Here is an 18505-nt window from a genome sequence, read left to right on the forward strand (position 1 = left end):
CAGAGGTGCCGAGAGCGCCTTCAAGCTTCGTGCCGCCGACGTCGATCGCGAGCGCGACCTGCTTCTCGGTCACTGCGGGTCGAGTCCGAGGTCATCGAGGTCGAAGGCGGCCAGCCACTGCAGCCCCTCGGCCTCGATCGCCGCCTGGGCACCGGTCTTGCGATCGACGATGACTGCGACGGCGACCACCTCGGCTCCCTCGCGGCGCAGGGCCTCGACGGCCTTGAGCGCGGACTGCCCGGTCGTCGACGTGTCCTCGAGCACGATGACGCGCTTGCCTGCGACATCCGCGCCCTCGATCTGGCGGCCGCGGCCGTGGTCCTTGGGCTCCTTGCGCACGACGAAGGCGTCGAGGGGGCGGTCGGTCTGCACCGACGCGTGCATGACGGAGTTCGCGATCGGGTCGGCACCGAGGGTGAGACCGCCGACGGCGACGACGTCGAGGTCGCCGATGAGGTCGAGCATGATCCGGCCGATCGCGGGAGCTGCGCGATGGTCGAGGGTGAGCTTGCGCATGTCGACGTAGTACGTCGCCTTCTTGCCGCTCGAGAGGGTGAAGTCGCCGTGGAACACCGCCTCATCCTTGATCAGAGCGAGCAGGGATTGGCGGTCGGCTTCGAGAGTCACGGCATCCAGTGTATGGCGGTGACGCTATCGTGGCGATGGACCCACAACGGGAGGAGATCCATGTTCTCGTACGACCCCTATGCCGAACTGGCCACGCTCCGCGACTTCGCGCCCCTCGAGCTGACCAGCCCCGACTTCGAGGCCGGCGGCCCCTTGCCGTTGTTCGCCTGGTCGGCCGGTCGCGGCGGCGAAGACCGCTCGCCCGGCCTGCAGTGGTCGCAGGCGCCGGAGGGCACCAAGAGCTTCGCCGTGTCGTGCTTCGACCCGGATGCTCCGACCGGATCCGGGTTCTGGCACTGGGCCGCGTTCGATCTGCCGGCCGACACGACCGTGCTGCCCAGCGGCACCGGTGCCGTCGCCGCATTGCCCGCCGGGGCGAAGGTCCTGCCGAACGAGGCCCGCCTGAAGCAGTACATCGGAGCGGCACCGCCGGAGGGCACCGGCGTCCACCGCTACTTCTTCGTCGTCGACGCCCTCGACGTCGACAAGCTCGACCTGGACGGCGATGAGACGCCGGCGACGCTCGGGTTCAACCGCCACTTCCACACGCTCGCGCGCGGCGTGCTGATGGGGACGGCGGATCCCGCGGAGCGCTGAGGCTGGGTGGGCGTCGAACGTCCGACCCCGCCCGTAGGCTGGATGCCATGCGTCTGGCCACCTGGAACATCAACTCGATTCGCACCCGCGTCTCGCGCGCCGTCGACTTCGCCGTCCGCGAAGACATCGACGTGCTCGCACTGCAGGAGATCAAGTGCAAGCCGGAGCAGTTCCCCTATGAGCCGTTCGAGGCGGCCGGGTACCACGTCGAGGCGCACGGTCTGAACCAGTGGAACGGCGTCGCGATCGCCAGCCGCCTGCCGATCACCGATGTCGAAACTTCGTTCGCGGGGATGCCGGGCTTCGCGAAGGGCCACGAGGGCCCGGATGCTCCGCTCGAGGCGCGCGCGCTGGGCGCGACGATCGACGGCATGAAGGTGTGGAGCCTGTACGTGCCCAACGGCCGCTCACTCGACGACCCGCACTACGCGTACAAGCTGCACTGGCTCGACGAGCTGCGCAAGGCAACGGCCGCCGAGTTGCAGGCGAAGCCCGATCTGCCGCTCGCGCTCGTCGGAGACTTCAACATCATCCCCTTCCCGGAGGACAACGGCGACCCCGACATCGTCGAGGGCGTCTCGACGCACGTCTCACCGCAGGAGCGGGAGGCGTTCTTCGCACTGAAGGATGCCGGCGTCACCGATGTCGTCCGCCCCCTCCTGCCCGAGGGATTCACGTACTGGGACTACCAGCGCCTGAAGTTCCCGCGCAACGAGGGCATCCGCATCGACTTCATCCTGGGTTCGCGTGCGCTGGCGGACGCCGTGACCGGAGCATCCATCCATCGCAACGAGCGCAAGGGCGAGCAGCCCAGCGACCACGTCCCGGTGGTCGTCGACCTCGCCTTCGGCGCTGCCGAGGACGACGACGACATGCCGATGATCTTCGCCTGACGCTCAGCTGCCATCGTGCCGGTGCGCACGGGCCGCAGAATCCCTCGCAGGGCGGATGCCGCGGCATCCCCTCCCCCGTACCGTTGAGACATGTCCGCATCATCCCGCGCACTGACGCCGCGCCAGCGTCAGGCCGACGCACTGCTGGCCGTCGTCGTGTTCGTCGCCGGTGTCATCAGCGCAGCCCTGTCGGCGATCTCCGAGATCTACGGCGACGACCAGGCTCCGCTGTGGCAGGCCCTGATCTACCTCGCGGTGGTGTCCGCACCACTGGCATTCCGGCGCGTGTGGCCGGCACCCGTCGCGATCCTCGTCTCCGTGGCGTACTTCGTCTCGGTCACCCTCCATCTGCCAGAGATCTACGCCGGCAACATCGCCGTGTTCATCGCCCTGTACACAGTGGGGGCATGGATGGCGAACCGCCGCGCCGCGATGATCGTGCGCCTCGCGATCATCGTCGGGATGTTCGCGTGGCTCCTGATCACGATGTACCGCGACGCGATCGACACCGCCCGCGAGGAGGACGTGATCGCCGGCGCCATGTCGCCCTACCTCGCGTTCATGCTTCTGAACCTGCTGATCAACGTGCTGTACTTCGCCGGCGCGTACTTCTTCGGCGAGCACGCCTGGCGCTCCGCCATGCAGCGTCAGGCGCTCGAACAACGCACGGCCGACCTGGAGCGCGAGCGGGAGGTGACCGCCGCGCAGGCCGTCGCGCTCGAGCGGGTGCGAATCGCACGCGAGCTGCACGACGTCGTCGCTCACCACGTGTCGGTGATGGGCGTGCAGGCGGGCGCCGCGCGCATGGTCATCGATCAGGACCCGCAGAAGTCGAAGGAGCTGCTCGGCGGCATCGAGACCTCGGCGCGCGAGGCGATCGGCGAGCTGCGGCACCTGCTCGAGACGCTGCGCTCGTCGGATACCGAAGCAGACGACGCCCCGTCGACGGTCGGACTCTCGGACCTGCCCGAGCTCGCCGCGGCATCCTCCGCCGCCGGGCTACCGACCGCGTTCACCACGGTCGGCGAGGAGCGCCCCGTGCCGTCGGTCGTGCAGGTGAGCCTGTACCGGATCGCGCAGGAGTCGCTCACGAACGCGCGCCGCCACGCCGGCCCCGCCGCCACCGCGGATGTGCGCCTGCGTTACACCGAGCGCGAGGTCGAGCTCGAGATCGTCAACACCGGTCGCCGGGTGCTCACACCGCGACCAGGGTTGGGGCAGCTCGGCATGCGCGAGCGCGCCCTCGCCTCCGGCGGCGTGATCGAGTCGGCGCCGCGCGAGCGGGGCGGCTGGCGGGTGCGTGTGCAGGTGCCGCTCACCGCACCGGCTCTGACGGGAGCGATCTCGTGAGCGACCCGATCCGCGTGCTGCTCGTCGACGATCACGCGATGCTGCGGGCCGGGTTCCGGACCATCCTCGACAGCCAGCCGGACATCACGGTGGTCGGCGAGGCCGCGACAGGCGCCGAGGCGGTGGCGCAGGCATCCGCCCTCAGACCTGACGTCGTCAGCATGGATGTGCAGATGCCCGACATGGACGGCATCGAAGCCACCCGCCGCATCGTCGCCGATCCTGAGGTGCACGCGTCGATCGCGATCGTGACGACGTTCGATCGGGACGACTACCTGTTCAGCGCGCTGGACGCCGGCGCAAGCGGTTTCCTGTTGAAGAACAGCAGTCCGGAGGACCTCGTCTCAGCCGTCCGCGTGCTGGCGGCGGGCGACGGGATGCTGGCGCCGGAAGTGACGCGTCGTGTCGTTCAACGCTACGCCTCGTCGCCACGCGAGGGTCAGGCGACGCCGGCATCCGCGCCTGTCGAGCTCGCCGAGCCGTTCACCGATCGTGAGGCCGAGGTGCTCGCGCTCATGGCCGAGGCGATGAGCAACGCCGAGATCGCCGCACGGCTGTTCATCGGCGAGGCGACCGTGAAGACGCACGTCTCGCGCATCCTGCACAAGCTCGGCGCGCGCGAACCGGGTGCAGGCGGTGGTGCTGGCCCTGCGGGGTGGGCTGGCGTAGCCACTTCCTTTCGGATGACTCCCCGGTAAGATCGATTCCGAAACGCAAGGAATCGGAGAAGGCCGTGTCCACTGCAACGATGACGAGCAAGGGGCAGATCACCGTGCCCAAGGACGTGCGAGAAGACCTGGGGCTCGTCCCCGGATCGAAGGTGATGTTCGTGAAGCTGCCGAACGGGCAGTACAACGTGGTACCGCGCACCGGGAAGATCCAGGATCTCTTCGGCATGCTTCACCAGCCCGGCGTGCCGGCCATGACGATCGAAGAGATCAATGACGCGATTGCCGAGGGGGGCGCGGAGAGCGGCATGCGCGGGATGGAGGGCTGAGGTGTTCCCATACGGATCACTGACCGGCATCGATACGAACGTGATCCTGCGGGCGGTGCTGCAGGATCACGATGAGCAGACGCCACTTGCCCAGCAGGCGCTCTCGAGCCTCACCAAGGACTCCCCGGGTTTCATCACGTTCGTCACGTTGGCCGAGGTGTACTGGGTGCTCGCGCGCGGGCGCCGATTCGACAAGCCGGCTTGTCTCGGGGTCATCCGACGTCTGATCGAGAGCGACACCCTCGAGTTCGACGACGGCGAGGGCGTCGTGCGAGCGCTTCACCTCGCCGAGGAGGGCGCGGACTTCGCGGACGCCCTGATCCAGGTCACGATGGAGCAGTTCGGCGCGACCGAGACGGTGACGTTCGACCGCACGGCATCCGAACGTCTGGGCTGGCGACTGCTGGAATGAATGACCCGCGAAGAGAGCTCTGGCGGGTCGTTGAGCGAGCGGAGCGAGACGAAGCGGGGTGAGCGAGCAGCCGGAGGCGACGAGTCGAACCTGTCCCCGGCACTATTCCTCTGGATACGAAGTCCCTGAACCGGCCCGATACGCTCGGCCTATGAGCGAGATGCCCGCACCGGTGTCCCGGCCGATCATGGCCGGGGTCGTCACGGCGCTCGTCGGGTTCACCAGTTCGTTCGCCGTGGTGCTCACCGGGCTCTCCGCGGTCGGCGCATCGCCGGGCGAAGCCGCCAGCGGTCTGCTCGCCCTGAGCATCACGATGGGCCTGTCGTGCATCGCGCTCGCATGGCGGTATCGGATGCCGATCACAGTCGCCTGGTCGACGCCGGGAGCCGCGCTGCTCGCAGCGACGGGTGTCGTCGATGGCGGGTGGCCGGCGGCCATCGGGGCATTCCTGCTGGTAGCCGCCCTCACGATTCTCGCGGGACTATGGCCCGGCTTCGGCCGCCTGATCGCACAGATTCCGGCATCCATAGCCCAGGCGATGCTCGCGGGCGTGCTCCTGCCGCTGTGTCTCGCGCCGATCCTGGGCATCGCGGAGAACCCGTGGGGAGTGCTGCCGGTGCTGCTCACCTGGCTGGTCGTCGCTCGGTTCGCCCCGCGGTGGGCGGTGCCGCTGGCGTTCGTCGCCGCGGCGATCGTCGTGGGAGTCGACACGGTCCGCAGCGGCGCCGCGGTGGACGCCGGTCTGCTCGTGCCGCGCCTGGAGCTGACTGCGCCGACCTTCACGATCGGGGCTGTCGTGGGGATCGCCCTGCCGCTGTTCGTGGTCACGATGGCGTCGCAGAACGTGCCGGGCGTCGCGATCATGCGCAGCTTCGGATACGAGGTGCCGTGGCGGCCGGCGATGTTCGTGACCGGCATCGGCACGGCTCTGGGCGCCCCGGCGGGCGGCCACGGCATCAACCTCGCCGCGATCAGTGCGGCGCTCGCCGCAGCTCCCGACGCCGACCCCGATCCGAAGCGCCGCTGGGTGGCCGGGGTGTCGACGGGTGTCTCGTACCTCGTACTGGGCCCGTGCGCTGCGGCGTTCGCGGCGCTGGTCGCACTCGCGCCCGCCGCCGTGATCCCCGCCGTCGCCGGAGTGGCGCTGTTCGCCGCGCTCGGCTCCGCGGTGCACCAGGCCGTCGCCGACCCGAGCGAGCGGATGCCGGCGATCGTCGCCTTCCTCATCGCGGCATCCGGAGTGTCCTTCGCCGGCATCAGCGCAGCGTTCTGGGCCCTCGTCGCCGGACTCGCCGTGCGCGCGGTGCTGACCTTCCGACGCTGAGTCCGCCCCTGGGGTGACCTGCGATATCCGCCGCAGGGGGGATGCCGCCACGGCGGTCCGGTCCCTAGCGTGGAGGCATGACAGGAACCCTCCAGCTGCAGGGCGTCACGAAGAGCTACGGCTCACGGCGCGTGCTCGACGACATCTCCTTCCCCGTACGCGCCGGCCAGCTCACCGGCTTCGTCGGCGGCAACGGCGCCGGCAAGACGACGACGATGCGGATCATCCTCGGCCTGCTCGTCGCGGACGGCGGCAGCGTCACCCTCGGCGGCTCGGAGCTCACCGGCGACATCCGCCGCCAGTTCGGCTACATGCCCGAGGAGCGCGGCCTGTACCCGAAGATGAAGGTGCTCGAGCAGATCGTGTACTTCGCGCGGCTGCACGGACTCTCCAAGGCGGATGCCACCGCCAAGGCGACCGCCCTGCTCGGCGAGCTCGGGCTCGAGGAGCGGCTGAACGACAACATCGAGACGTTGTCGCTGGGCAACCAGCAGCGCGCCCAGATCGCGGCATCCCTCGTCCACGAACCGGAGGTGCTCATCCTCGACGAGCCGTTCTCGGGTCTGGACCCGATCGCCGTCGAGACCGTCGCGGGGGTGCTGCAGGAGCGCGCGTCGCGCGGGGTGTCGGTGCTGTTCTCGTCGCACCAGCTCGACGTCGTCGAGCGGCTGTGCGACGACCTCGTCATCATCGCCGGCGGCACGATCCGTGCGGCCGGCGCCCGCGACGAGCTGCGCGAGCAGTTCGCAGCTCCCCGATGGGAGCTCAGCGGCACGGGCGACGTCGGCTGGCTGCGCGATGAGCCCGGCGTCAGCGTCGTCGACTTCGAGGGCGGCAGCGCCGTGTTCGACGCCGAGCACCCCGCGATCGCGCAGCGCGTTCTGCGCCGGGCCATGCAGGACGGCGACGTCAGCCGGTTCGGCCCGCAGCATCCCACCCTCGCCCAGATCTTCAAGGAGGTCATCCAGTGAACGCGTCTCCTGCCGCCGTCTCCAGCGCCCAGGGCATCTGGCTCGTCGCCGAGCGCGAGCTGAGCACGAAGCTGCGCAGCAAGGCCTATCTCATCTCCACCGGCATTCTGCTGCTGATCGTCCTGGCGGGCGTGATCTGGGCGGGCGTCTCGTCGGCCAATCCGTCGTCGACGCCGGTCGCGGCCACGGCCGGGGCGGCATCCGCCCTGGAGGATCTCGGCGGGTACGACGTGACCGAGGTCGGCGATCGGGATGCCGCGGCGGCCCTCGTCGAGTCCGGCGAGGTCGATGCGGCCGTCGTCGACGACGCGTCGTCTGCGACCGGGATCGTCATCATCGCCGACGAGGAGGCTCCGCAGGAACTTCTGATGGCGCTGTCGGTGACGCCCGAGGTCGAACTGCTCAGCCCCGATGCCGCTCCCGGCCCGCTGCGCTATCTGCTCGGCATCGCCTTCGGGCTGGTGTTCATGATGGCCGCGATGATGTTCGGGACTCCGATCGCGACGAGCGTCGTGGAGGAGAAGCAGACCCGCGTCATCGAGATCCTGCTCTCGAGCATCCCCGCACGGGTGCTGCTGGCCGGAAAGGTGATCGGCAACACGATCCTCGCGATCTCGCAGATCCTGCTGCTCGTAGCGGTCGGAACGGTCGGGCTCATCGTCACCGGGCAGACCGAGATCCTCGCCGGCCTCGGCGGCCCGGTCGTCTGGTTCGCCGTGTTCTTCCTGTTCGGGTTCATCCTGCTCGCGGCGATGTTCGCGGCGGCGGGGTCGATGGTGTCGCGCCAGGAGGACGTCGGCGCCACGATGACCCCGGTGATGTATCTGACGATGATCCCGTACTTCCTCGTGATCTTCTTCGGCGACAATCCGGTCGTGATGACGGTGCTCTCGTACGTGCCGTTCTCGGCGCCGGTCGGGATGCCGATCCGCCTGTTCTTCAACGAGGCCGAGTGGTGGGAGCCGCTGCTGTCGCTGGTGATCATGCTCGTCGCGTGCGTCGTCGTCATCGCGCTCGGCGCCAAGATCTATGAGAACTCGCTGCTGAAGATGGGGGCGCGGGTGAAGTTCCGCGAGGCGCTGCGCGGCTGAGGGATGCGAGGACGATCATGTCGCCGCATGACAGGGAAATATGTGCCCGCATAGATGCGTTCTAGACTGCTGAACGCGGACGACGGGGTCGGCACAGGCTTCGACCCCGAAAGGCACCCATGAGCACGTCCACTCTCGAGCGCACCGCATCCACCTCCGTCCCCGTCCTCGACGTCCTCGCCGCGCGGTGGAGTCCGCGCGCGTTCGACCCGTCGTCGCCGATCGACGAGGACAAGCTGATGGCCGCTCTCGAGGCGGCACGGTGGGCGCCGTCGGCCAGCAACACGCAGCCGTGGCGGTTCGTCGTCGCTCGACGCGGCACCGATCTGCACGCCGCGATCGAGGGTGCTCTCATGGGCTTCAACCGCGAGTGGGCGGGCGCTGCGCAGGTGCTGATCGCCGCTTTCGCCGAGGAAGCGGATGCCGACGGCAACCCGCACCCGTGGGCGCAGTACGACCTGGGCCAGGCCGTCGCACACCTCTCGGTGCAGGCGCACGCCGATGGTCTGTTCGTGCATCAGATGGGCGGTGTCGAGCGCGATGCGCTGCAGGCCCTGCCCGGTGTCGAGGACCGCTTCACCCCGGTCTCGGTGATCGCCCTCGGCGAGCTCGGCGATGCCACGGCACTGTCGGAGAAGCTTCAGCAGCGTGAGGCTGCGCCTCGCGTCCGCCGTCCGCTGGCCGAGACGGTCATCGCCTCGGCGTAAGGCTCGCATCCCGGTCCGAGATCAGGAGAACACCCCCGCATCAGGACGATTCTGCAGATTCCTCCTGATCTCGGACGCAGGTCCTGATTCCGGGAGGGCGGATCGGCTCCTTACCGGGCCCTCAACCCGTCCAACGCCACCGCGAGCACGTCGCTTGCCAACTCCGCGCCACCCTCGCCGCCGCTCGGCCGGTACCACTCGACGATCGAGTTGACCATGCCGAACAGCAGTCGGGTGGCGACCGAGGGATCGATGTCGCTGCGCACCGTCCCCTCGTCCTGCGCTGCGCGCACGAGCGCCGTGACGCGACGGTCGAAGGCGCGCCTGCGCTCCAGCGCCGCGCGCTCGACCTCGCTGTTGCCCCGCACCCGCAGCAGCAGCGTCACGTAGGCGATCTTGTCGACGAGAACGAGCACGGCGCCGTGCAGCACGTGCTCGAGCCGCTCGCGGGCGGATCCGCCTTCGGCATCCGCCAGCACGCCTTCGAGACCGCCGAGCGCCTCGTCCAGCGCGACCTCGAGCAGCTCCTCCTTCGAGGAGAAGTGGTGGTACAACGCCGACTTCGACAGCCCGAGCCGCTCGGCCAGCGACGCCACCGATGTCGCGTCGTAGCCCTGCTCGATGAACACCTGGACCGCGATCTCGAGCATTCGGTCCCGGTCGTAGCCGGGGCGGCCTCGGCGGACCGGTGTCTGATCGGGGGCTGGCACGGCATCCATCCTGGCACGCGCGTCGGCGTCGGCATCCTGATTGCCGCGGTGGGCGTCCATGTCATACCCTATTACTGAACGAACGGTCAGAAAATACCGACGAGCCGACGACGACGTCAGGAGGTCCGATGGACCAGGTCCCGCCCACCGGCGACCCCCTGCTCATCGAACACCGCACTGACCGCGTCGTCGCGCGTTTGAACCGTCCCGACAAGCGCAACGCGATCGACCGCGAGATGATCGACGCGCTGCACGTGCTGTGCGCCGAACTCGAGGCAGCCCCGCGCACCCTGATCCTCACGGGAGCCGGCGAAGACTTCGCCGCAGGAGCCGACATCGCCCAGCTGCGAGCCCGGCGCGCGGAGGATGCGCATCGCGGCATCAACGCCATGGCGTTCATCCGCATCCACGACCTGCCCATGCCCGTGATCGCCGCCCTCGACGGCTACGCCCTCGGCGGCGGCGCCGAACTCGCGTACGCGGCCGACATCCGGATCGCCACGACGCGTCTGCGGATCGGAAATCCCGAGCCGAACCTCGGAATCATGGCGGCGGCCGGCGCCACCTGGCGCCTGCGCGAGATCGTCGGCGAGGGACTCGCTTCCGAGATGCTGCTGACGGGTCGCTCGCTCGACGCGGACGAGGCACGCGCTGCAGGCCTCATCTCGAGCATCCACTCCCCGGAGGAGCTGATGGATGCCGCGCACGCGATCGCCGACCGCATCGCCGCTGCCGACCCCCTCGCCGTCCGGCACACGAAGACCGCACTGCATGCGCCGCGCGACGCGCACCCCGCGATCGACGGCGACCTGCAGGCCGAGTTGTTCGAGAGCCCGGAGAAGATGCGGCGCATGACCGAGTTCCTCGAGCGGAAGGGGCGCCGGTGAAGGTCGGGGTCCTCGGCGGTGGACGGATGGGCGCCGGCATCGCGCACGCCTTCCTCCTCGCCGGATGCGACGTCGTCGTCGTCGAGCGCGATGACGCGTCAGCGGATGCTGCGACCGCCCGCATCCGCGACAGCATCGCGCGTTCGGTCGAGCGCGGGGCGACGTCCGCGAATGCGCGGGTGTTGGAGAGCGCCCTCGCGGTCGGCATCGACCTCGCCGCATTCGCCGGATGCGAGCTCGCGATCGAAGCCGTGCCGGAGGACCGTGCGCTCAAGACAGATGCTCTTCGGCGCATGGAGGCGGTGGCGCCCGAGGCCGTGCTGGCGTCGAACACGTCATCGATCTCGATCGATGCACTGGCTTCCGCTCTCACCAGCCCCGAGCGGTTCCTCGGCCTGCACTTCTTCAATCCGGTCCCGGCGTCGGCACTCGTCGAGATCGTGGTCGGGTCGGCGGCAGATCCCTCACTCGTGGATGCGGGCCGCGGGTGGATAGAGATGATCGGCAAGACGCCGATCGTCGTCCGCGACTCCCCCGGTTTCGCGTCGAGCCGGCTCGGCGTCGCGCTCGCGCTCGAGGCGATCAGGATGCTGGAGGCCGGCGTCGCGTCGGCGGAGGACATCGACCGCGCGATGGAGCTCGGCTACCGGCATCCGATGGGTCCGCTGCGCACGACCGACATCGTCGGGCTCGACGTGCGGCTCGGCATCGCCGAGGAGCTGCAGGCCGAGCTGGGCGACCGCTTCGCTCCTCCGGATCTGCTGCGGCGCCTCGTCGCCGAGGGAAAGCTCGGCCGCAAGAGCGGCGAAGGATTCTACGAATGGGAGACACCATGACCGTGGCGACGGAGACCGCGATCCTGCCGAGTTACGTGCGCGATGCGTGGTGGCAGCCTTCGGCGGACGCGCAGGCGACGGTCGTGCGGGATGCTTCGACGGGCGAGGAGATCGTGCGGGTGAGCACCGCCGGGCTCGACCTCGCTGCGGCTGTCGAGCACGCGCGCACCGTCGGTCAGCCGTCGCTCGGCGAACTGACGTTCCATCAGCGGGCACTGCTGCTGAAGCAGTTCGCGATCGCGCTGACAGAGCGCAAGGACGAGCTGTACGCGCTGTCTGCGCGCACCGGTGCGACCAAGGCGGACTCGTGGGTCGACATCGACGGCGGCATCGGCGTGCTCTTCGCGTACTCCGGCAAGGGCCGCCGTGAACTGCCGAACGCGCACGTGTACGTCGACGGACCGGTCGAGCCGCTGTCGAAGGACGGCAGCTTCCTCGGTCGTCACGTGTACACGCGTCTGCGGGGCGTCGCGGTGCAGATCAACGCCTTCAACTTCCCCGTCTGGGGTCCGCTCGAGAAGTTCGCGCCGGCGTTCCTCGCCGGGATGCCGTCGCTGATCAAGCCGGCGACGCCGACCGGGTATCTCACCGAGGCGATGGTGCGGATCCTCGTCGAGTCGGGCCTGCTCCCGGCAGGTTCGCTGCAACTCGTCAGCGGGAGCGTGCCTTCTTTGTTCGACGAGCTGCGTCTGGGCGACGTCGTCGGATTCACCGGAAGCGCATCGACCGCCGCCTCGCTGCGCGAGCGCACGCCGGCCGGCGTGCGCTTCACAGCCGAGACCGACTCGATCAACGCCTCGGTCCTGGGGCCGGACGCGGTCGCGGGCACACCGGAGTTCGACGCGTACGTCCGCCAGCTCGTCGTCGAGATGATGACGAAGGCCGGGCAGAAGTGCACGGCGATCCGCCGGGCGATCGTCCCGACCGGTCAGGCGGATGCCGTGATCGAAGCGGTGCGGGCGCGTCTCGATGAGAAAACGGTCGTGGGCGATCCGCGCGAGGAGGGCGTGACGATGGGTCCGCTCGTGTCGCTGGAGCAGCGCGATGAGGTGCTGCGACAGGTGCAGGCGCTTGTCGCAGGCGGAGGGCGAATCGTGATCGGTTCGTCTGACGCACCGGTGGGCGACGGAGCGTTCGTCGACCCGGTGCTGCTGCGCTTCGACGACGCGGACGGCGACGCCGTCCACACGGTGGAGGCATTCGGCCCGGTGTCGTCGCTGATCACGTACGACACTGTGGCAGAGGCATCCGACATCGTCGCCCGCGGCGGCGGCTCGCTCGTGACGAGCGTCGCGACCCACGACCCGGCGTTCGCCACCGCGATCATGGCCGGGGTGGCGCCGTGGAACGGGCGCGTGCTCTTCCTCGATCGCGACGACGCGCGCTCGTCGACCGGGCACGGTTCGCCGATGCCGGGTCTCGTGCACGGCGGACCTGGCCGCGCCGGCGGCGGCGAGGAGCTCGGCGGCATCCGGGCTGTGCTGCATCACATGCAGAGGACGGCCGTGCAGGGCTCGCCCGAGATGCTGACGGCGATCACCGGCCAGTGGCATGCAGGTGCTGGGGCGCGTGAGGACGGCATCCACCCGTTCCGGAAGTCGCTCGCGCAGCTGCGGATCGGCGATCGGATCGCATCGCGCACCCGCGAGGTGACGCTCGAGGACATCGAGACGTTCGCGCACTTCACCGGCGACACGTTCTACGCGCACATGGACGAGGAGGCATCTGCCGCGAACCCGGTCTTCCCCGGACGGGTCGCGCACGGCTACCTGCTCGTGTCGTGGGCGGCGGGGCTCTTCGTCGACCCGGAACCCGGCCCGGTGCTTGCGAACTACGGGCTCGAGAACCTGCGCTTCATCACTCCGGTGTCGCCGGGAGACAGCATCCGGGTCGAACTGACGGCCAAGCAGATCACGCCCCGCGAGACGGACGAGTACGGGGAGGTGCGGTGGGATGCCGTGATCCGCAACCAGGACGACGAAACGGTTGCCACGTACGACGTGCTGACGCTGGTCGCGAAGGAGTAGGCGACGTCCTGCCGAATACGTAGCACACACGTTTCGGTGCGATTCGGTTTCGGCAGGGGGTTTCGGCGGATCATTTCTCGGCGTGTCGCGCACCTGCTCGTCGACGTCGACGAGGCTGCCGGAAACGATCGTTTTCGGCAGACTCATGGCGTCAAGGTCAAGAATCTGCGGACGAAAGCACAGGAGCTTGCTGGGCTTCGGGCTGTTGGAGCGCAGACAACGGGATATCGACGCGAAATGTCGGTGGCAGCGAGAGCGCTGCGGGATGAACGCCCTCGTACCGCCGGTTCATGGCGCTTCCGTTCTGGGGGCTGTCGCATGGTCGGCGGTGCCGCTGTATGTCTGCCAGGTGACACGAAAGACATCTATGACGTCGTTGACCTGAGCGCCCGATGATTGCGCCGCGGTAACGAGATCACGGATGTGCCGGATCACCGCTTGAGGTAACTGCGCTGCAGCGTCGGCGACGCGGGTGCCGGCAGCGGTGCGTGTGACGACGAGTCCGTCACTTTCAAGCATCTTGTAGGCCTTGGCTGCGGTTCCGGGGGCTACTCCGAAGTCGCTGGCGGTTTGCCTCACCGTCGGCAGACGCTCGCTAGCGCCGAGTTGTCCCGAGACGATGAGGCCTCGGAACTGACGGTAGATATCAAGGGTCGGGCTGCCCTCGTCGGCGGACGCCGGGACTGTGTTCGCCATCACAGCGCCGATGCGTCGGTCGTCGTGAGTTCGTCTTGGCTTCCGGAAGGCTCGCCCTTCGGCCTGCGGAAGACGCGGACAGCGAGCACAATCAACAGGGCGAACGCGATGATCTCGAGAATGGGTGCGATCCACCCGCCCGCAGCAGCGAGTTCCGCATACCGCCAGGTCATGTCGTAGGGTTCCCCGTCGTTCTGGCCATTGATGATGAGCTGGGATCCGGAGCCTGCCCGGGCGATGAAACGCCACGCGCCCGCGAGGGCGATCAGCATCCCGGCCAATGCAACGTTCACGGCACCCGCGGCGATCTCGCGACGTGCGCTCTTCTCGTCGATGACCGTTTCCGGCCGGACATAGGGGCGCGAAGCGTTGTAATGCAGCACGGTCCAGGTCGCTGCTCCAAGCAACGCCAAGCAGATGAGCACGGGCACTCCATATGCCCACCCATAGAACCAGTGACGAACCGGATCGATGTCCGCCTCGTTCGGCACCGGGACCACAAGCCAGATGTATCGGCCGCGATCATCCGGCGATGACGCCAGCCCCGCCGAGACGGTTGTGGCTACAAGCGCCGCGAGGGTGACGCACGCCGCGACGATGCCCCTCTGCGGACCGAACGTCGTCCACGTCCGACGCGCGTTCGCGACAGGAACCTCGGGCAGCGCCTTCCCGCGGGTTACCACGAGCACGAGGAGCACGATGATTCCAATGGCCGCGCAGAACAATGGGAACGCGAATCGCCACCATGAGACAACGTCCGCCGTGTTGAAAACGTAGCCGCGAACAACACTCTCAACAACAAAGAGGATCACAACAGCGATCGCTGTCGCCCCGAGCGTTCGACGTTCGGGCGCGTAACGAGATCGGGTCGCAGTATCCGCGTGTCCCGCAGCCGCTTTGCCTGCGCGTCCGTCCCTAGACATTGCAAGGCTGAGACCAGCGATGAGAAAGGCTATGGCCAACGAGACCAGCGGCGTCGAGAACACCGCGCCAATGAGCTCGGCAGGGCTTAGGGAAAGAATGCTCACCCGTGACATGTCGCCTCCATCAGAAGTTGTGCCACATGTCTATCACAAGTTGTGCCATGCAGGTAGCACAAGACCGACCAGCCGAGGTTGGCGTCATCGCCTACACGAGTGCGTACTCACGCCACGGCTGACGTGGCGTGAGTCAGCCGGAACTCCCTGCCGAATCGTGGTTCTGGGGAACGTTTGTGGCGACCGACCCGGCATGATGCACGTGGCCCCACCGGAAACGATCGTTTTCGGCGAGCGAACATGACCCGCCCTGATGAGAACAGCCAGAGGGAATGCGGGTTCGTCATAGACGGTCTTCAGCTGCGACGAACAGGCTGCTGCAACTCCGTCACCCAATCGGATTGGTTTTCCGAGACCGCCCGGACATAGAGTTCCCGACACGGCCCTGCGTGAACAAGCCCTCGAGCAAATACCTCAGCGTGGATCGCTTGCCAGCTCTCGGCGATGTGATCCATGGAACCGAGATGGATGCCACAGACGGCTACTTCAGCGGCGGGCAGGTCGACAACTTCGAAGCCGTCGCGGACGGGTCCGTTGTAGGCGTAGCCGGCGATGACCTGCAGACCGTCTTCGATCGTCTCGTACTGTGCGATCGGCGTCGTCAGAGACCCGCACTCATCGCCGATGATCTCGGAAACGGCATCGAACGCGGGACCCACCACGCTTGCGACCTCAGGTTGATCTGCGACGACTACCCGGCGGGCGGCCAGGCGGACAGCGGGCAGCGACTTCTCAACGATCTCTATCTGGGACATGTGGTTCTCTTTCTCGATGAGTTGGAGCCGCCGTTCCACGTCAACGAGTCGGTCAGCAGCGATGCGGTGTTCCTGCTCGACCTCAGCGCGACGGATACGCAACAGAGCGGCGATGCGGTTCGCGTCGACTCCGCGCTCAAGAATCGACGAGATGTCGTCGAGACCGAAGCCGAGTTGCCGCAGTGCAACGATCCGATGCAGGCGTTCAAGTTGCGAGGGATCGTAGGAACGGTAGCCGCTGTACTCGTCCACGTGAGCTGGTACGAGCAGACCAGCGGTGTCCCAATGCCGCAGCATCCGGTGGGTCACCTGGCCGACCTGCGCGAAGGCTCCTATGGATAACATGTCTCAGTTCTCTCGCCTTCCACAGTGTCAGAGTCAAGTATCGTCCTGGATTCCCGCGTCATGTCTGCCCTCTGGATACACGAGACGTCACATCGACGCCACCTGGTGCGTAGCGCCAGCCGAACCGCGACGGGCGTCGCGTAGCCCGTGGCCGCTGCGCCGCGCCCAGCAGTGAGTCGGCGCTCGTTCGGGGCGAGATTGGTCGCTAGGCGATTCCCTATGGCCGTCGCGTCGTTGTGCACATCTGCCGAAAACCGCCTCCAGGTGTGGGCAATCAGCCGAAACCCTCTGCCGATTGGGACTTACGACCGACGTTACCGGCAGGGCCGACGACGTGGCGAGTGCTGTCGCGCCAAAAGGATCGTTTTCGGCGAGTGTAGATGGCCACGGCTCCACGCCGTCATGGACGCTGGCGCATCAGGCGTCAACGCGGGTGATTCCAGCTGACCAAAGGGGAATCGGCATGTCCGAGGCAGGGATCGAAGTTCTGCGTCGCGTTCGCGCGCACCCACCTCAAGGAGCGCAGCGATCGCGCGCTCGCTGTGCAGAAGCCGACTGGCCCGTCACGCAATCGGGCGTGCGCGCCCAGTCGGCGCCCCACGATTCGGGGCAGCGTCTGCCCGGTCGCCAGCGCGAAGGACGGGATCGGGAAAAGTCCTCTGATCGGCCAGTCTTTCAGGCTGGAATGTCGGTGGCCCCCTGTTGAATAGGGGTATGCACAGCATCGTCGCTCGCCTCGAAGACCTGGACAGGTCTCTCGCCGAGGCGAGCCGCGAGGCGTTCGACCGGGAAGAGATTCCCGACCTCTTCGACGCGGAGATCGCGGCGCTTCTCGAGGCGAGCGGGCGTCTTCAGAAGCGACTCGAGGCGCTCCAGGTCGAGGCGTCGGTGCAGGTGCTGGAGCGCTCGGCGCCGATGCGGGATGACAAGATCACCGCGAAGTACGGATGGCACCGGCCCGTCGACCTCGTTCGGGCGCTGACCCGCACCGAGACGCGTGATGCGAACCGTGTCGTGAAGGCCGCTCGGCTGACGAGCCGGATCCGCGGCATGTCGAGCGGCGAGTTCGTACCAGCCCGGTACCCCGAACTGCGTGCGGCGATGGTGTCGGGAGCAATCGGCACCGCCGGGCTCCTGGCTGCGATCGAGCCCCTCGAGCAGTCCCGCGACCGGATGTTCGACGACGACCGGCTCGAGGCCGACCGGCAGCTCGCAGACCTCGCCCGCGGGACCATCCGCGACGACGAGGGCCGAGCCGTCGCTTCCGGTCCGCTGCCCGCGCCCGAGGATCTCAGGCTCCTGTCCAGCGTCCTCGTCGCGTACCTCGACCCCGACGGCGCCGAGCCGTCCGACAGTGCCGGGGCGAGAGCCCGCAGCTTCATCATCGGACGCGAGCGCGACGGCAGCGTTCCGATCCGGGGCAATATCCTTCCCGAAGTCGCCGGGCAACTGCAGTTGCTGCAGGACAGCATCCTCAACCCGCGCGTCGACGGACCGGACGATCCGACCACCGGCGTGCGCTTCGAAGACAGCGCCGACGATGTCGTTACGCCCGGCGGCTATGTACTCACCGTGGCCGAGATCGATCGACGCACGCGCGCCCAGAAACAGCACGACGCGTTCGCGATGATCGTGAACGCTGCCGCACGTGCAGGAGAGTTCCCCGACCTCGGCGGCGCCGCGCCCACCCTTGTCGTCACGGTGAGCGCCGAGGACTACGCATCAGGTCGTGGATGGGCGACCGTATTGAACACCGGCGACCGCATCCCGTCCCGCATCGCCGCGCAGACCGGATGCGCGGGCGGGATCCAACGGGTCATGTTCGACGAGAACGGCCGTATCGCAGCCCTCGGCACCACAGCCCGCATCTTCAACGCCCTGCAGCGCCGGGCGATCACTCTTCGTGACGGAGGCTGCGTCATTCCGGGGTGCACCGTCCCGGCGTCCTGGTGCGAGATCCATCACGTCACCGAGTACGCCGACGGCGGCCCGACCCACACCGACAACGGTGTTCTGCTGTGCTGGTGGCACCACCGGAACCTTCACCTGTCCGAATGGCGGATCCGCATTCGCGACGGCGTCCCCGAGATCCGGGGGCCGGCATGGTGGGACAGCAAGCAACACTGGCGTCCAGCTGGAGTCCCGCGCCCCCGCGTACGAGAACGGGCCGGGTAGGCGACGATGCGCGACTCCCTCGGATGTGAGAGAATTACTGAACGCACGGTCAGTAAAGACGAGGGAGT

The 18505-nt window shown here is 68.0% G+C and carries 18 protein-coding genes and 1 pseudogene; 14 read left to right on the forward strand and 5 right to left on the reverse strand.

Annotation, left to right across the window (positions count from 1 at the left end):
* Positions 1–69 precede the first annotated feature (69 nt).
* A complete protein-coding gene (pyrE, locus tag HWX58_RS13095) occupies positions 70–627 on the reverse strand; it encodes an orotate phosphoribosyltransferase (protein ID WP_175988452.1) in 558 nt (185 codons plus the stop codon).
* A 60-nt stretch (positions 628–687) separates the two neighbouring features.
* Here pyrE and HWX58_RS13100 point away from each other — a divergent pair, with 60 nt between their 5' ends.
* From HWX58_RS13100 to HWX58_RS13140, 10 genes and pseudogenes are all read left to right on the forward strand, one after another.
* On the forward strand, positions 688–1224 hold the full coding sequence (locus tag HWX58_RS13100) for a YbhB/YbcL family Raf kinase inhibitor-like protein (protein WP_175988454.1): 537 nt from the start codon (positions 688–690) through the stop codon (positions 1222–1224).
* Between the two features lie 47 nt (positions 1225–1271).
* On the forward strand, positions 1272–2117 hold the full coding sequence (locus HWX58_RS13105; protein WP_175988456.1) for an exodeoxyribonuclease III: 846 nt from the start codon (positions 1272–1274) through the stop codon (positions 2115–2117).
* Between the two features lie 90 nt (positions 2118–2207).
* Positions 2208–3467, forward strand: a complete 1260-nt coding sequence (locus tag HWX58_RS15200; RefSeq protein ID WP_250646248.1) for a sensor histidine kinase — start codon at positions 2208–2210, stop codon at positions 3465–3467.
* A pseudogene (locus HWX58_RS15205) lies at positions 3464–4136 on the forward strand (response regulator). Before HWX58_RS15200 ends, HWX58_RS15205 begins: the two are co-directional and overlap by 4 nt.
* Before the next feature lie 79 nt (positions 4137–4215).
* A complete protein-coding gene (locus HWX58_RS13115; RefSeq protein ID WP_175988458.1) occupies positions 4216–4464 on the forward strand; it encodes an AbrB/MazE/SpoVT family DNA-binding domain-containing protein in 249 nt (82 codons plus the stop codon).
* 1 nt (position 4465) lies between these two features.
* Positions 4466–4876, forward strand: a complete 411-nt coding sequence (locus tag HWX58_RS13120; protein ID WP_175988460.1) for a type II toxin-antitoxin system VapC family toxin — start codon at positions 4466–4468, stop codon at positions 4874–4876.
* Between the two features lie 151 nt (positions 4877–5027).
* Entirely contained in the window at positions 5028–6200 is a 1173-nt protein-coding gene (locus tag HWX58_RS13125) for a benzoate/H(+) symporter BenE family transporter (protein WP_175988462.1), read from the forward strand.
* A 77-nt stretch (positions 6201–6277) separates the two neighbouring features.
* Complete coding sequence (locus tag HWX58_RS13130; protein WP_175988464.1) at positions 6278–7171, forward strand: ABC transporter ATP-binding protein; 894 nt, start codon at positions 6278–6280, stop codon at positions 7169–7171.
* Positions 7168–8262, forward strand: a complete 1095-nt coding sequence (locus HWX58_RS13135; RefSeq protein ID WP_175988466.1) for an ABC transporter permease — start codon at positions 7168–7170, stop codon at positions 8260–8262. The genes HWX58_RS13130 and HWX58_RS13135 overlap by 4 nt, the downstream gene beginning before the upstream one ends.
* A gap of 119 nt (positions 8263–8381) precedes the next feature.
* Positions 8382–8969 carry a nitroreductase family protein gene (locus HWX58_RS13140; RefSeq protein WP_175988468.1) on the forward strand — a complete coding sequence of 196 codons (588 nt, stop codon included), beginning with the start codon at positions 8382–8384 and terminating at the stop codon, positions 8967–8969.
* A gap of 110 nt (positions 8970–9079) precedes the next feature.
* On the opposite strand, the gene HWX58_RS13145 is transcribed toward HWX58_RS13140, so the two are convergent.
* Positions 9080–9688: a TetR/AcrR family transcriptional regulator gene (locus HWX58_RS13145; RefSeq protein ID WP_175988560.1), complete on the reverse strand. Its 609-nt coding sequence runs from the start codon at positions 9686–9688 to the stop codon at positions 9080–9082.
* 119 nt (positions 9689–9807) lie between these two features.
* On the opposite strand from HWX58_RS13145, the gene HWX58_RS13150 reads away from it, so the two are divergent.
* From HWX58_RS13150 to paaZ, 3 genes are read left to right on the forward strand one after another with little or no spacing between them, the layout of a single operon-like run.
* A complete protein-coding gene (locus HWX58_RS13150) occupies positions 9808–10566 on the forward strand; it encodes an enoyl-CoA hydratase/isomerase family protein (protein ID WP_175988470.1) in 759 nt (252 codons plus the stop codon).
* Complete coding sequence (locus tag HWX58_RS13155; protein WP_284690610.1) at positions 10563–11402, forward strand: 3-hydroxyacyl-CoA dehydrogenase family protein; 840 nt, start codon at positions 10563–10565, stop codon at positions 11400–11402. Before HWX58_RS13150 ends, HWX58_RS13155 begins: the two co-directional genes overlap by 4 nt.
* Entirely contained in the window at positions 11387–13429 is a 2043-nt protein-coding gene (paaZ, locus tag HWX58_RS13160) for a phenylacetic acid degradation bifunctional protein PaaZ (protein WP_175988472.1), read from the forward strand. The genes HWX58_RS13155 and paaZ overlap by 16 nt, the downstream gene beginning before the upstream one ends.
* 288 nt (positions 13430–13717) lie before the next feature.
* On the opposite strand, the gene HWX58_RS13165 is transcribed toward paaZ, so the two are convergent.
* The 3 genes from HWX58_RS13165 to HWX58_RS13175 form a co-directional block, all read right to left on the reverse strand.
* A complete protein-coding gene (locus tag HWX58_RS13165) occupies positions 13718–14125 on the reverse strand; it encodes a GntR family transcriptional regulator (protein ID WP_175988474.1) in 408 nt (135 codons plus the stop codon).
* Positions 14125–15153 (reverse strand): hypothetical protein, encoded by a 1029-nt coding sequence (locus tag HWX58_RS13170; protein ID WP_175988476.1) that lies wholly within the window; start codon positions 15151–15153, stop codon positions 14125–14127. Before HWX58_RS13170 ends, HWX58_RS13165 begins: the two co-directional genes overlap by 1 nt.
* 305 nt (positions 15154–15458) lie before the next feature.
* Positions 15459–16262 (reverse strand): MerR family transcriptional regulator, encoded by an 804-nt coding sequence (locus tag HWX58_RS13175; protein ID WP_175988478.1) that lies wholly within the window; start codon positions 16260–16262, stop codon positions 15459–15461.
* Between the two features lie 714 nt (positions 16263–16976).
* On the opposite strand from HWX58_RS13175, the gene HWX58_RS13180 reads away from it, so the two are divergent.
* Positions 16977–18437, forward strand: coding sequence for an HNH endonuclease signature motif containing protein (locus HWX58_RS13180; protein ID WP_175988480.1), 1461 nt, complete (start codon positions 16977–16979; stop codon positions 18435–18437).
* The last annotated feature ends 68 nt before the right edge of the window (positions 18438–18505 follow it).

It is taken from the genome of Microbacterium tenebrionis (genome assembly GCF_903645325.1).
In the GTDB taxonomy this organism is placed as follows: Bacteria; Actinomycetota; Actinomycetes; order Actinomycetales; family Microbacteriaceae; genus Microbacterium; species Microbacterium tenebrionis.